The following is a 14,479-nucleotide window of genomic DNA, read 5'->3' as shown; positions in this document are numbered from 1 at the left end:
TGTTTATTTTTTTACTGTTTACTTGAATTATTTTTATAGTTTTGAGTCACTAAAATTATGAGAATGAAACAGATAATTATTGCAGTTGTGTTACTTTGTACAGTAAGTATGACTGCGCAAAAAAAAAGCGACTTGTTAACGCATTATGAAGCGTATTATAAGCAAATGAAAGCACAAGGAGATACTCAAGGAATAATTAATGCTATAACACATTTAAACGTTTTAGCGCCAAGTGAGTCTCGTAAAGATACGTTAGCATTTATGTATGCAAACAGCAACCAAAATATGCAGGCATTGCGTGTTATTGGTGTAGAAACAAAAGATAGTGACTCTAACCTTGCTGTACAAGTAAGAGCCTTAGCATTAAAAGCTCTTGGAGATGTAAAAAGAGCTATTGCACAATTTGAGATTTTAAACAAAAGAACTCCTAACGCTTTTTTAGCGTATGAGTTAGCAGATTTAAAAATACAAACAGGAGATAAAGCTGGTGCAATTACAAATATTGAGTATGGTTTGGCTAATGCTAAGGATGGTATGAAGTATGCTTTTTACGAGAGACAACAACCTTATGAAGTGCCTCTTAAAGCAGCTTTTTTACACTTAAAAGCATTAATAGAATTTAATAACAACCAGGCTAACCCAGAAGCGGCTTTAGCGTTAATTAATGAAGCATTGGCAATTGCTCCTAATTTTAATTTAGCTGGTTTAAGCAAACAAGCTATAGAGGCAAGAAAAGCAGAAGAAACGGCTCCAAAAAAATAAGAGTTAGTTTGTTATAAATAAAAAAAGGAGCGCTTTAGCGCTCCTTTTTTAGTTTTGTTTTAATTCTTTTTTTAGCTGTATGTCTTTTTCTTTTTTAAGAGCAACAACTTTGTCTACATCCTCATTTGGTATGGCAATAGATAAAACATAATGTGCTATTTTCCATTCGCCTTTTACTTTTTTTAAAATACCAGAACCACGGCATATTTCCATTTGGGTATCTAGTAACTCATCAAACCAAGCAATTTTTTTAGATTTATCTACATAAACATTTCGTTCTAAGGCAGTAAAACTCCAAGCCTTTCCCTTATCAAAATAAGGTTTAGAAAAAGCTTTAAAATCTTTGTTCTGCCAATTTTCTGTAGCATCTGTACCAATAAAAACACCATCTTTAGTCATTAAGTCAAAGTAAGCGTCAAAATCTGCATCGGCAGCAGCCTTATGCCAAGCATCTACAACCGTATTAATTTCAGTTTTTTGAGCTGTAACTTGTAAAGTTGCAACTAGCATAATAATTAATAATAGCTTGTTATTCATTTTCTAAAATTAAATTAGTGTCTAAAGTATTGTTAGCAATTATGTTAAACTGGTTTCTAAAATTGTTATAAGCAGTAATTAACTCTGTCGCAGGTTCTAAAACATCTAAACTATATTCTATAGCACCTTTAGTTTTTAAAGTATATGTTTTTATAACAGTTTGCCTGCTCTTTATATGTGGTTTGTTAAACTCTTCAGGGTAAGTAGATTTTTCTAGCTTTTTTTGAGTGTCAATAATTTGGTCTAGCGTTAAACGTAAGTCTTCATCATTTTCAGCTTTATACATGCCATCTATAGCCGCATTAAAATCTTTGTACTCTTGCCAGTTCTCTAAAACGGCAACTACTTTTGGGTCTAGTTTTATCTTCTTTGGTAGCTTTTTAGCATTAAAAGTAATTTTGTCTGCAACTTGCTCTTCTTTTACGGTTTCTTTCTTGGTGTCTGAGCAAGAAATCACGCTAAAAATCAAAATAAAAAAAAGGAAAAATGGCTTCATAGGGCGAAAGTATAAAAAAAGAATAAGATAAGAAGTTTGATCACTTTCAATTCATTTATAAATTTAGTTAAATAAGTAGTAAATATGTAATTACGACCAAAGTTAATTTAATAGATATATCTTTGTGGCTTAACTTTAGAATACCAATTATTGTGCAAAAATCTATCTTAATTATAGGAGCCTGTGGGCAAATAGGTACAGAGCTAACTTTAGCTCTAAGAGAAAAACACGGTAACGATAATGTAGTTGCTAGTGATATTAGAGAAGGCGGTGAAGATCTTATGGCTAGTGGTCCCTTTGAGCTTTTAGATGCTACAGACTACAAGGCTATAGAAAATGTTGTAATGCATTATGAGATAGATGAGGTTTATTTAATGGCAGCAATGTTAAGTGCAACTGCAGAAAAATTTCCTATGCGTGCTTGGGACTTAAATATGGGGTCTCTTTTTAATGTTTTAAACTTAGCAAAAGATAAAAAAATTAGTAAAATATTTTGGCCATCTAGTATTGCTGTTTTTGGACCTAATACTCCTAAAGAAAACACGCCACAAAATACAATTATGGAGCCAAGTACTGTTTATGGTATTAGTAAACAATCTGGTGAGCGTTGGTGTAGTTATTATCATAATAAATATGGAGTAGATGTACGTAGTTTACGTTATCCAGGTTTAATTAGTTGGAAAACACTGCCAGGTGGTGGCACAACAGATTATGCTGTAGAAATTTACCATAAAGCATTAGAGAATAAAGCATATACTTGTTTTTTATCTGAAAACACAAAATTACCAATGATGTTTATGGATGATGCTATTAGAGCTACAGTGTCTATTATGGAAACTGAGGCCGAAAACATAAAAGAGCGCTCATCATACAACTTAGCTGCAATGAGTTTTACTCCAACAGAAATTGCTGCAAGCATACAAAAACAAATACCAGAGTTTAAGATTGATTATAATGTAGATTTTAGACAAGAAATAGCAGATTCATGGCCGCAAAGTATAGATGCTTCTACAGCAGAAAAAGATTGGGGTTGGAAAGCAGAATTTGATCTAGAAAAAACTACAGAAACAATGCTGAAGAATTTAGCAAACTAAATTAATTCTCATTATTATGTAATGATATGTCTGGGATGGCTGTGGGGTCATCATCTTTAAAATCCTCATAGTCGTCCTCGTCATAATTCTCCATAGTGTACTCTAACTTTGCACTAATTTTCACAAGGTATTTAGTGTCTTGTGTAAGTACTTCTACTGCCTCAATAGTTTCATTTTTAGCATTTTTAAACACTATAATGTCACTATCGCCATACCCAGCAGGATAGCGATCTACTAGTAGTTTTAAAACTTCTGGAGTAAGTTTTTTAAAATCTACAATTACTCGTTTAAGGTTATCCATAGCAGCTATTTTTTGGAGAATTGTAATACACGCAATATGCGAGTTATTAAAATTAGTTTATTCTCTTAAAAACGCAAAACCCCTAAAGTTAATTGCTTGTAAAATATAAAAAGTAATATTTTACTTATTGGTAATGTCAGATTTGCCACCTGTTTTCTTTAAAAGCTTTATATGGTGTATTTCTATGCCTTTGTCTATGGGTTTTAGCATATCGTACATATTTAAGGCAACAATACTTGCTCCGTGCATAGCTTCTACCTCTACACCGGTTTTGTAGTTTGTTTTTATGGTAATTAAAACTGTTATTTCTAAGTCGTTAATTTGGTACGTAATATCTGTAAATTCAATTGGTAAAGGGTGGCAGTCTGGTAATAAATCTGGTGTTTTTTTTACACCAAGTAAACCAGCAGCTTTACTCATAGCAAATACATCTCCTTTAGGAACAGTTTTATTGTTTATAGCATCTATAGTAGCTTGTGTACTTACCTTTAAAACGGCTTGTGCAATTGCAGTTCTTAACGTAATTGCTTTTTGTGTAATATCTACCATTGTTATTTATTTACTTTCCATTGATATGAGCTGTCTTCAAAAACCTCTTTTCCAAAAACAGGTACTTGTGCCTTTATTTCTTCTACAACATAATTAAGCGCATCAAAAACTACTTGTCTGTGTGGTGCAGAAACAAAAACAAATAAACATATTTCACCTATGTTTACAATACCTTTACTATGGTAAATGTGCATACAAGTAATATCAAACTTAGAAAATGTAGTTTCTTTTATCTCGTGAAACTTAAGGTTCGCCATTTCTTCATAAGCGGTATACTCAATAGCTTTTACAATTTTGTCATCTATTTTATCTGCTCTAACCTGACCTAAAAATATATTGTGAGCGCCAATTTGTGTTTTACTTTGGTGTTTGGCAATAGCTTCACCAATAAAAGCACTAGAGATAGCGCCTTCTTTAAACACATTTTTTATTTTATCATTCTTCATAAATCTAACCTAAAAAGTATTTGTTGCTTAAAAAGTAAAAATACTATTTTTAAAGATAATATAGATTTATTAGATCTTGGGTGTTATTAAACATCATTGAAAATATTTTAGTGAAACCTAATGATTTGCCTGCAAAAATGTATTTAACATAGTAAATGAAGCTTTATTTTATCTTTTTGTTATTTTTGTATGGATACTAATTAACAATTTAAAAAACTCAACAATGAAAATTACTAACAAATCACTACTGGTAGTTGGTTTGGCTGGTGCTCTTGCTATTACCTCATGTAAAGATGGTAAAGAAGCTAAAAAAGAGGACGTTGTAGCCCAAGCCGAAGTAGAAAAAATTCCTGGTATTGTACTAGAGAATATGGACACTTTAGTAAATCCTAAAGCAGATTTTTACAACTACGTTAACGGTAGTTGGATGAAGAATACAGATATTCCTGATGACAGATCTAGTTGGGGTGGTTTCTCTGTGTTACGCCAGTCTACAGATGCAGATGTTTTAGAAATTATTGCAGAAGCTAAAGAAAGTGGCAAATATGGTGCAGACACAGACCAGGCAAAAGCACTTGCTATTTTTGAAACTAAGTTAGATACAACTGCAAGAAACAAAGCAGGTTTAACACCTATAGAACCAGCTTTAAAAGCAATAGCAGAGGTTAAAAGTTTATCAGACTTACAAACAGTTTTAGCTAAAAATCCAGCGGTTTCTTCTCCGTTTATTGGTTTTAGTGTACGTGCAGACTTAAATAACTCTGCAATGAATGCTGTTTATATGGGTGGTGCTGGTCTTGGTTTACCAGACCGTGATTATTACTTAGAGCAAGATAGTAAGTCTAAAGAAATTAGAGAACAGTATAAAAAATACATCTCTAAAATGTTACAAATGTTAGGAGATTCTAAAGAAGTTGCTAATAAGGCAGCTATAACTATTTTAGATCTAGAAACTAAATTGGCAGAACCACGTTTAGACAAAGTACAAAGTCGTGATGCAAGAAATTTTAATAATCCTAAAACAGTTGCAGAAGCAGATGCTATGCTTTCTTCTTTAGATGTTAAAAAAATGATTGCTGATCTAGGAATGACTAAAAAGTTTGATACTATTTTGGTAACACAACTAAAATACACAGCAGCTTTAGATAAGTTATTAAAAAATACACCTATTGAAGATTTAAAAACTCTTGTAAAATGGGATACTTTTAACGGAGCAACTGGTAGGTTAACTACAGCTACAGAAACAGCTAGTTGGGAGTTTTACAGCAAATATTTAAGAGGTGCTAAAAAGCAACGTCCTGCAGATGAGCGTGCTCTAGCAACAGTAAACGGTACAGTTGGTGAGGCTTTGGGTAAATTGTATGTAGATGCTAAGTTTCCGCCAGAAGCTAAGGTAAAAGCAGAAAAAATGATTGCTAATGTAATTACAGCTTACAAAAACCGAATTAAGAAATTAGATTGGATGAGTGAGGATACAAAAGTTAAAGCAATTGAAAAGTTAGACAAATTTACTGTTAAAATAGCTTATCCAGATTCTTGGGAAGATTACTCTAATATGGAAGTAGCAGCAGACAAGTCTTATTTTGATAATATGACGGCTGTTGGTAAATGGGGTAGAGCAAAAAACTTTGCAGAAATTGGAGAGCCAGTAGATAAGAGCGAGTGGGGAATGTCTCCGCAAACGGTTAACGCATATTTTAACCCAATGAACAACGAGATTGTTTTTCCTGCTGCAATTTTACAACCTCCTTTTTACAACTATACTGCAGATGATGCTGTAAACTATGGTGGTATTGGAGCTGTAATTGGACACGAAATTTCTCATGCTTTTGATGATAGTGGTGCTCGTTTTGATGCTGAAGGTAACCTTAAAAACTGGTGGACAGATGAAGATTTGGCTGCTTTTACAGAAAGAGGAGATGCTTTAGCAGCGCAATACAGTAACTTAGAAGTTTTAGATAGCGTTTACGTAAACGGGAAATTTACTTTAGGTGAAAACATTGGTGATTTAGGTGGTGTTTTAGGTGCTTATGACGGTTTACAATTGTTATTTGAAGAAAATGGAAGACCAGAAGATATTGATGGTTTTACAGCAGAACAACGTTTCTTTATGTCTTGGGCTACAGTTTGGAGAACTAAGTCTAGAGATGAAGCTCTACGTAACCAAGTAAAAACAGATCCACACTCTCCAGGAATGATTAGAGCGGTACAACCTTTATTAAATATTGATGCTTTTTACGATGCTTTTGATATTAAAGAAGGGGATCCTATGTATGTTGCACCAGAAAAAAGAGTGCGTATTTGGTAGTTTTAAACTAGCAATAATATAATTTTATAAGTAAAGGCTACTCTTTTAGGAGTAGCCTTTACTCGTTTTTAGAAGTTTAAAACTGCTATTTTAGTTTATTAACTATAAAAATAGTTGTGTAACTAAAAAAATAGGATTAAGTTTGGTTTCTGATAAAAACGAGTTGTAATAGATACAAAATGAAAAAGTTAACAAACAAAGAGGAAGAAGTACTTAAAATTTTGTGGAAGCTAGAAAAAGCTTTTGTTAAAGATGTCTTGGCAGAATTTAAAGAAGATAAGCCACATTACAATACATTATCTACTATGATTAGAAATTTAGAGGAAAAAGGATATGTTAGTCATACTGCATATGGCAATACTCATCAATATTACCCAATAGTAGAAAAAGAAGTGTACAGAAAAGGATTTATGAGCAGGGCAATTACAGACTTTTACAGCAACTCATACAAGAGTTTGGTGTCTAACTTTGTTAATGAAGATAAAATTAGTGTAGATGAGCTAAAAGAGATTATTAACCATATAGAAAACAATAAGTAATGGAGTATTTAATTTTTATTGCTAAAAGCAGCTTGGTTATAGCATTGTTTTTTATTTGTTTTCAGATGTTTTTACGTAACGAAACATTTTTTAAAGCGAATAGGTTGTTTTTGCTAGCAGGAATATTTGTAGCAATGGTATTTCCTTTTTTAATTATAACCAAAGTAGTTTTTATTAATGCTCCTATTGTAGATTTTAATAAATTAAGCAATACTGTTGTCAATAATTCATCAATAGAAAATATAAATTGGTGGTTGGTAGTTTTGAGTGTTTACGTTGTGGGTTGTGTATTTTTCTTAGGTAGATTTTTAGTGCAATTGGCGTCTTTATTTAGTTTAATTAATAAAGGAACAAGCACAAGAGTAGGTAGGTATAAAATGGTTGAGGTTACTGCGGATACCAGTGCGTTTTCATTTTTTAATTTCATTGTGTATAATCCTAATTTACATACGGCAAATGAGCTTAAAACAATTATTAAGCACGAAGAGTTACACGCCAAGCAAAAACACTCTCTAGATATGTTACTTACACATTTGTTATGTGTATTGCAATGGGCAAACCCTTTTGCGTGGTGGTACAAAAAAATGGTTTCTGTAAACTTAGAGTACCTTGTTGATGATGCAATAGTATCGCATCAAAATAAAAAAGAATATCAGTATTTGTTATTGCAACAGTCTGTGCATAGTATGGCATCTTTATCAGTAACCAATACATTTTTTAACTCATTAGTAAAAAAACGTATTGTAATGCTTAACAAAAGTAAGTCTAGAAAAGAAAGCATATTAAAAATGGGATTGGTAGTACCAATGTTGTTTTGTGCTGTTGTAGTATTTAATACAGAAACTATTGCCCAATCTAAACCTGTTTCTAATGACTTAGTTAGTGATATTTCTAAAGTAACTATTGTAAAAAATAGAGAGACTATAGGTGTAAAAGACTCTGTTAAAACAATAGAAAGTAAGGCTAAAAAGCAAACCCAAACTGTTGATATTCAGTTAAAAGAAAAGCAGACGAAAGTGTCTAACACATATAATTTTCAAATAGAAAATAATGTGCAAACTTTTATTACTCCTGTTTCTATGACTACGCCAATACGTGAAGCCAAAACACCTGAAAATTCTTATTTAACAAGTAAAAAACCTTTAATAATTGTAAATGGAGAGGTAATGCCAAGCTCTTTTGATATGAATCTGTTAATTCCTGAAAATATTGAGCATATAAATATTTTTAAAAATCAATCTGCTATAGATAGGTTTGGTAAAAAAGGAGAAAATGGTGTGGTAGAAATTACAACGAAAAAATAAAAATCAATCTTTAATCAATTAAAAACGAACAGTTATGTTACAAAAAATGAAATCAGTAAAAATTGTGATGACTACATCTATTCTAACAGCAGTATTTTGCCTGTTAAGTTTAAGTATAAATGCGCAATCTAATAGCTTTACATTTTCTAAAAAAGAGGGTAATGAAAATTTTAAACTTTTAAAAATAGACATAAACTCTAAAACATCAGAAAATGATTTAGCTAGCTATATTGCTGACGCAAAAAAAGAAAAAGTAGATTTGTCTTTTACTAGAATAAAGCGTGATGCTAAGGGTAATTTAATAAGTATATCTGCAGTTTATAAAACAAAAGATAATAAAACGGAAACATACACTGAGCTTGATAAAATTGCCATTGATCCTTTTTATTTTTATGTAACTACTTCAGAAAAATCAAAAGTCATAGAGAAAATTGGTTTTAGAATAAATAATAATGCAACAATGGATAACGTACTTTTTGTTGTAAACGGACAAGAAGTTCCTAAACCTTTTGATGTTGGTATGATTAACCCTGAACATATAGAGGCTATAAATGTTTTAAAAAATGAAAGTGCAAGAGCTAAATACGGAGCTAGAGCTAAAAATGGTGTTATTGAAATAACTTTAAAGTAAAAAATGAAGATACTATGTAATTTAGTACAGAGGTACATTTGTATTTCTGTACTTTTTTTATGTTTTGCATCTAGTTATAATGCTTATGCACAAGATAAAAAAGAAGTAAAACCAAAAATGATTTTTATTGTAAATGGCCAAGAGGTTACAGAAGAATATCTTACGGTTTTACAAAAAGAAAATAAAATAAAAGCAATGCATAATGGTGTTTCTAAAAAAGAAAAAAAAGCCATTGTAAAACGTTTTAAAGAACGACTGGACAACAACTTTGTAATGAAAATTGAAGTCTTTTCTGATGAAGAGATGTTGGCTAATAAAAATAAGCAGCCAACAAAAAGTAAGTCTAAAAGTAAAGAAGCTAAAGTTGTAAAAAAAGAAACTGTAGCTGCTTCTAAAATTAAAGTTGGCGATACTATTACTGCTTTTGCATTAGAAGATATAAACGGAAATGTTTTAAAAAGTACAGACTTAAAAGGTAAAGTGGTATTGCTAAATTTTTGGGCTACTTGGTGTGTACCTTGTTTACGAGAATTTTATGAAATACCAGAAGCTATTTTATCACCCAATAAAGACAAGAATTTTGTTTTTATTCCTGTTTCGGTAGGAGAAAAACGTTCTACTGTAGTTAAAAAAATGACAGAACTTAAAGGTAGAGGTGTAGACTTTAATGTGTATTTAGATCCTAAAAATGAGTTTTATAGTAGCTACAAAAAGCAAGGAATACCTTTAAATTATATAATTGATAAAAACGGAGTAGTTGTTTATATTTCTATGGGGTACAATAAAGATAACTTAAATAAATTAGCAGCAAAACTTACGGAGCTGGTAGACTAATATTTGATATAAAAAAGCTTCAAACTGTTGGGTAAACCTTTAGTTTGAAGCTTTTTTATGTCTTCTAAGTTATATTATTTAATGTAAACAGTTTTTTTATTTACAAACTCTAACATTCCTTCTTTAGATAGTTCTCTACCGTAACCTGATGCTTTTGTACCTCCAAAAGGTAATCTTGGGTCAGATTTTACCATTTCGTTTATAAAAAAGGCGCCATCTTCAATTTGGTCTATTGCTTGTCTGGCAGCAGCTATATCTTCTGTAAACAGCATAGCACCCAAACCAAATCTAGAGTTACTAGCAAGTTCTAAACTATGCTCTTTATTTTTTGCCTTTGTAATTGCAGCTACTGGTCCAAAAGTTTCCTCATTAAAAACGGGCATATCTTCGGTAACATCAGTAAGTATGGTTGGCGCATAGTTAGCACCATTAAGTGTGTTGCCAATAAGTACTTTTGCTCCTTTTTTTACAGATTCATCAACTTGTTTTTTTAATTCTTCAGCCAAATCTGTACGTGCCATAGAAGCCATAAAAGTTTCTTCTTCTTCAGGGTTTCCAATTTTTAGAGATTCAACTTCTGCTTTAAATTTTTCTAAAAACTCTTCATATATGCTTTCTTCAACAATAAATCGTTTTGCAGCAATACAGCTTTGTCCTGTGTTTTGGAACCTAGCTTTTACCATTGTAGGTATGTACGTATCTAAATCTGCATTATCCCATACAATACAGGCATTGTTGCCACCCAATTCTAGTACAGATTTTTTTAGATTTTTACCTGCAATACTAGCTATAGATTTACCAGCTTTTTCGCTTCCAGTTACACTAACAGCTTGTATAAAACTACTTTCTAAAACAGTTTCTGTTGCTTTATGGTCTGCAATAATTGTTTGAAAACAACCTTGTGGATACCCAGCATCTAAAAATAAATCTTGTATTGCTAGTGCGCAACCAGTTACATTTGCAGCGTGCTTTAAAACACCAACATTACCAGCAGTTAGCGTAGGAACAGCAAATCTAAAAACTTGCCAAAAAGGGTAGTTCCAAGGCATTACAGCCAATACACCTCCAATAGGATCATAACTAATAAAACTTTCTTGTGCTTCTGTATCTATAATGGCATCACTTAAAAAGTTATCTGCGTTTTTAGCATAAAAATCGCATAACCAAACGCATTTATCTATCTCAGCTTTACTTTGTGCTATAGGTTTACCCATTTCTGCAGTCATTAAAGCAGATAAGTCATCTCGTTTTTTCTCTAACTGTTTAGCTAATTTTTTTAATAAAGAAGTACGTTCTTTAATACTCGTTTTTCTCCAATCTTTAAAAGTTTTTTCTCCTGTAGATAAAACAGAATCTATTTCTTGTTTAGTGTGTAAATTGTATGTTTTTATGTCTTTTCCGGTAAACGGATTTGTAGTAGTTACTGTGTTGCTCATAGCTGTGATAATTAAAAAATTAATATTTCTTGTTCATCAAAATTAGGCAAGAATCTAAAGCTTGTTTAACGCAAAACATTAAATTATTGCTAGTATAAAGTTACTTTTTTTTCTTCTTTTTGTTGTTTTTGTCGGCACCTTTTTCTGCATCTTTAAAAGTTACGTTGTCATCTACCTTACCTTTAAAAGCAGATATCCAAGCATTTTTAAAAATGTTAGTTACCGTTGGGAATATTTTTGTTTTTACATTGTTTAAATCGCCTTCTATAGGAATTTTAGTAGCTAGTGTATTTTGCTTTTGGTTTTTAAGAATAAACTTAAAAAAGCCAACAAAACCTTCCCAAAGGGTTTCAAAAAAGCCATCTTCTTTACTTATAAGTTTAGCATCTTTTAAAATAGGTTTAAAATAGCCTGTTAAAAAACCATCTGCAATGGCAATTTCACTATAAACATTAAAGTTACCCTCTTTAAAATCTATACCACTGTAATGGTTTGTAAAATCGTTTAAAGCGGTTGCATCTGCATTTTGTAGTGATAAAGACATATCCATATCAGGAATTTGTTTTACCAAATCCATTTTACCATCTAATTTTAGCTTTCCGTTACCTATAGAAACAGCAGTTGCTGTAATGGTAGAGGGTAGGTTTCGTTTTTTTTGGACAACGTTTCTTAGGTTGTCTGCTTGTAAATCAATGTTGTCTAAATGTAAATCTATATTAGGGCTAGTGTTTATTTCTACAAAGGCTGCTTTTCCGTTTGTAATAGTAAGGTGGTTAATATCTATAGGTACAATATCTGTTAGTGCTTTAGACCAATCGTCTATATCTGTACTATCTGTTGTTTTGTGGTCTTCAAAAACATAAATAATGCTAGGTTTAGTTAGGTGCAACTCACTAACAATTTTGCCATTTAAAAGAGCTTTCCATTGTATAGAAATATCTGTTTTGTCTACAGCAATAAAAGGCACCTGAGACTTAGCTTCTTTTTTATTTAAATACAAACCATTAATAACATACGCACCTCTAATTAATGAAATGTCAATGTCTTTAACTTGCCCATAATACCCAGGAATTTCAGCTAAAACATTGTTTACATAATTTTTTACAAGCGTTGGCAAAAGTAAGCGTACCACTATAACAATAATTACTATTGCTAGTGGTATTGCGTACCTTTTCTTTTTATATATTTTACGCTTTTTCATCCTATTATTGGTTGCTATTGTTTGATTTAATTTCTAGATACTTTTCTACGTCAGATGGTGTTTTAATTAAATGGAATTCATTGCCATTTATTAAAATTGCATAAGCTAATGTTTCTGGACTATTTTGTAATATTTTAATACAGTCGTCTGCCGTAATATCTACTTTTTCATCTCCATATATTTTAATAAAATTAGGATGATTTTGATCTACTAAATTACAAATGCTTAGTTGCAAATTATCAGCAATTTCTGCCCATTGTGTGCCTGTAATTTTTGTTTTAGAGGTGTCTTTTGTTAAAATATCTTTACTGGCAGACTCTACATAACCAACTGTTTGTTTTCCTATAGAGTTGTCTCCGTTATAAATTAATGTTATTTTATTACTATTTGTTGCTATTACTCCCATTTTAGTTTGTTTTAAGTGTTAAACTTTGTTTTTGTGGTGTTTTTAATGTTTTTTGGTTCCTTTTCCGGTTAAGGCATCTAATAAACCAGCTTTTACATTTATCCATAAATAATTAAAAAACGATTTTGTGGTATCTCTCTCTACCTCAATTTCTCCGTATCTATAATCTTCAGGGTTTGCTTTAGAGCCTTCTTTTATTAATAAATTACCTAATTTGGTTAAGAGCTTATTTACTCCCAATCTGTCCTTTTTTAAAACCTTGAACTTAAAATTGTTGTATTTAATTTTTAAATCTCCTGCAGATTTTTGTTTGTTACCACTAACCGTAAAATACATCTGTTGCATATCTCCCTCTGCTGTTGCTCTTAAATTGGTGTTTAAAAACGGATTTATACTTGCAATGTCTAAGTTTGTAAAACTTCCCCAAGCCTTAAAGAAATCTGTTGTTTTATGTATGTTAAAACTCCAGTTTAATTCTAAAGGTGTTTTGTTCATTAATAAAGAGTTTGTATGTACTGTGGTTGTTTTATTGTTGTAATTATTTAAGTTGCTAATAGTTGCATTTATATTATTAAAACTTAGTTTTTGGGGCTTTATATGTTGCGTTAATTTTTCTTGATAAGCAATGTTTCCTTGTTGTATTAGAATAGAATCTACACCTATTTTTAATGATAAATCTCTTAACATTTTACTATACATTGGCTTGTAACTAAAATCGTCTGCTATAAGTTTATCTCTATATACTTCTAAATTTGGTTTTGCTATATATACTTTAGAAATGTTTAAGAGTGATGTTAATTTTGAATAACTAAATGAAGTGTTTTCTAATGCTAATTCTTTAATTTTTAGATTGATAAAATCTCTTTCTATTGTTATTTTTTTTGATAATTCTTCTTTGGTGTATTTTGTTTTTAGTTGAAGATTTTTAAACAAGATAGATTCATTCTGTGCCTTTAATTTTTCAGCATTAATTTCTTCAAACTTACCTAAGTTAGCATATAATTTGTGAGCAGAAATATTACTGTATTTATATTCTAATGGATTCGTGTTTTTCTCTTTATCGGCCTTAAAAACAACATCTTTTAAGTTAATAAAAATATGTTCTGCCTTTGCAGTAGTTGTCTTTTGTGCATTTAAAAAAGTAATATTTCCGTTGGTAATTCTAAATTCACTAATACTTATAGGGTTTGTAAATATGCCCTCTTTTTTTTCTTCTTTATAACTAGTTATGGTATCCAAAACTGTATATTTTGTAAGCTCTGGACTGGTTATCTTTAACTTATTTAGACTTAATTTTTTATAAAATAATAGATCTATATAACTAAGGTCCTTTATGGCTATTTTAGCAGCCTTTAATACTGTTTTAGTTTTATTGTTACCTTTAGATTTTTCTTTAAAACTAATTTTGTCTAAACCAACGTTTCCTAATAAAAGATTAAGGCTAATGCTGTTGTAATTTATAGTAATATGCTGTGGTAAATTGTATTGTAATTGTTGGTTTATTTTATACTTAACAAACCAATGTGCGCATAATAAAAAGACAAAAAACAAGGCTATTACTGCCGTTGTAATTTTTATAATATTCTTCTTTTTATTAATCATAGCTTGTGGTTAAATAGGCGTAAATTATACCAC

General features: G+C 30.9%; 16 protein-coding genes. 7 read left to right on the top strand and 9 right to left on the bottom strand.

All coding sequences use genetic code 11. The features are described 5' to 3' along the window. The first annotated feature begins 63 nt into the window (after positions 1-63). Positions 64-762, top strand: a complete 699-nt coding sequence (locus Q4487_RS08695; RefSeq protein WP_100894168.1) for a hypothetical protein — start codon at positions 64-66, stop codon at positions 760-762. A 48-nt stretch (positions 763-810) separates the two neighbouring features. Here the strand turns inward: Q4487_RS08695 and Q4487_RS08690 are convergent, their stop codons facing one another. Continuing rightward, positions 811-1,299 carry a nuclear transport factor 2 family protein gene (locus Q4487_RS08690; protein WP_303540030.1) on the bottom strand — a complete coding sequence of 163 codons (489 nt, stop codon included), beginning with the start codon at positions 1,297-1,299 and terminating at the stop codon, positions 811-813. After that, positions 1,292-1,756 carry a hypothetical protein gene (locus Q4487_RS08685; protein ID WP_303540032.1) on the bottom strand — a complete coding sequence of 155 codons (465 nt, stop codon included), beginning with the start codon at positions 1,754-1,756 and terminating at the stop codon, positions 1,292-1,294. The genes Q4487_RS08690 and Q4487_RS08685 overlap by 8 nt, the downstream gene beginning before the upstream one ends. A gap of 191 nt (positions 1,757-1,947) precedes the next feature. On the opposite strand from Q4487_RS08685, the gene Q4487_RS08680 reads away from it, so the two are divergent. Then, positions 1,948-2,889 carry an NAD-dependent epimerase/dehydratase family protein gene (locus Q4487_RS08680; protein ID WP_303540034.1) on the top strand — a complete coding sequence of 314 codons (942 nt, stop codon included), beginning with the start codon at positions 1,948-1,950 and terminating at the stop codon, positions 2,887-2,889. A 1-nt stretch (position 2,890) separates the two neighbouring features. Here the strand turns inward: Q4487_RS08680 and Q4487_RS08675 are convergent, their stop codons facing one another. The 3 genes from Q4487_RS08675 to Q4487_RS08665 all read right to left on the bottom strand — a co-directional run bounded on the left by Q4487_RS08675 (position 2,891) and on the right by Q4487_RS08665 (position 4,185). Continuing rightward, positions 2,891-3,190 carry a hypothetical protein gene (locus tag Q4487_RS08675; protein ID WP_100894164.1) on the bottom strand — a complete coding sequence of 100 codons (300 nt, stop codon included), beginning with the start codon at positions 3,188-3,190 and terminating at the stop codon, positions 2,891-2,893. A gap of 120 nt (positions 3,191-3,310) precedes the next feature. Further along, on the bottom strand, positions 3,311-3,739 hold the full coding sequence (gene moaC / locus Q4487_RS08670; protein WP_303540037.1) for a cyclic pyranopterin monophosphate synthase MoaC: 429 nt from the start codon (positions 3,737-3,739) through the stop codon (positions 3,311-3,313). A gap of 2 nt (positions 3,740-3,741) precedes the next feature. Continuing rightward, positions 3,742-4,185, bottom strand: coding sequence for a molybdenum cofactor biosynthesis protein MoaE (locus Q4487_RS08665; protein WP_198519398.1), 444 nt, complete (start codon positions 4,183-4,185; stop codon positions 3,742-3,744). A 223-nt stretch (positions 4,186-4,408) separates the two neighbouring features. Here Q4487_RS08665 and Q4487_RS08660 point away from each other — a divergent pair, with 223 nt between their 5' ends. The 5 genes from Q4487_RS08660 to Q4487_RS08640 all read left to right on the top strand — a co-directional run bounded on the left by Q4487_RS08660 (position 4,409) and on the right by Q4487_RS08640 (position 9,801). Then, positions 4,409-6,493, top strand: coding sequence for a M13 family metallopeptidase (locus Q4487_RS08660; RefSeq protein ID WP_303540042.1), 2,085 nt, complete (start codon positions 4,409-4,411; stop codon positions 6,491-6,493). 179 nt (positions 6,494-6,672) lie between these two features. After that, positions 6,673-7,032: a BlaI/MecI/CopY family transcriptional regulator gene (locus Q4487_RS08655; RefSeq protein ID WP_013621148.1), complete on the top strand. Its 360-nt coding sequence runs from the start codon at positions 6,673-6,675 to the stop codon at positions 7,030-7,032. Continuing rightward, complete coding sequence (locus Q4487_RS08650; RefSeq protein WP_303540044.1) at positions 7,032-8,336, top strand: M56 family metallopeptidase; 1,305 nt, start codon at positions 7,032-7,034, stop codon at positions 8,334-8,336. Before Q4487_RS08655 ends, Q4487_RS08650 begins: the two co-directional genes overlap by 1 nt. 46 nt (positions 8,337-8,382) lie before the next feature. Beyond that, positions 8,383-8,967: a TonB-dependent receptor plug domain-containing protein gene (locus Q4487_RS08645; RefSeq protein ID WP_303540046.1), complete on the top strand. Its 585-nt coding sequence runs from the start codon at positions 8,383-8,385 to the stop codon at positions 8,965-8,967. Between the two features lie 3 nt (positions 8,968-8,970). After that, positions 8,971-9,801 (top strand): TlpA disulfide reductase family protein, encoded by an 831-nt coding sequence (locus tag Q4487_RS08640; RefSeq protein WP_303540048.1) that lies wholly within the window; start codon positions 8,971-8,973, stop codon positions 9,799-9,801. A 74-nt stretch (positions 9,802-9,875) separates the two neighbouring features. Here the strand turns inward: Q4487_RS08640 and Q4487_RS08635 are convergent, their stop codons facing one another. The 4 genes from Q4487_RS08635 to Q4487_RS08620 form a co-directional block, all read right to left on the bottom strand. Continuing rightward, entirely contained in the window at positions 9,876-11,237 is a 1,362-nt protein-coding gene (locus tag Q4487_RS08635) for an NAD-dependent succinate-semialdehyde dehydrogenase (RefSeq protein ID WP_303540050.1), read from the bottom strand. 100 nt (positions 11,238-11,337) lie between these two features. Beyond that, positions 11,338-12,438, bottom strand: a complete 1,101-nt coding sequence (locus Q4487_RS08630) for a DUF748 domain-containing protein (RefSeq protein WP_303540052.1) — start codon at positions 12,436-12,438, stop codon at positions 11,338-11,340. Positions 12,439-12,442: 4 nt separating this feature from the next. Further along, entirely contained in the window at positions 12,443-12,844 is a 402-nt protein-coding gene (locus tag Q4487_RS08625; protein ID WP_303540054.1) for a hypothetical protein, read from the bottom strand. Between the two features lie 42 nt (positions 12,845-12,886). Next, positions 12,887-14,446: a DUF748 domain-containing protein gene (locus tag Q4487_RS08620; RefSeq protein ID WP_303540056.1), complete on the bottom strand. Its 1,560-nt coding sequence runs from the start codon at positions 14,444-14,446 to the stop codon at positions 12,887-12,889. Between the last annotated feature and the right edge of the window lie 33 nt (positions 14,447-14,479).

This window comes from Cellulophaga sp. 3_MG-2023 (assembly GCF_030546975.1).
Taxonomy (GTDB): Bacteria; Bacteroidota; Bacteroidia; order Flavobacteriales; family Flavobacteriaceae; genus Cellulophaga.
This window is presented reverse-complemented; position numbering and strand designations above follow the sequence as displayed.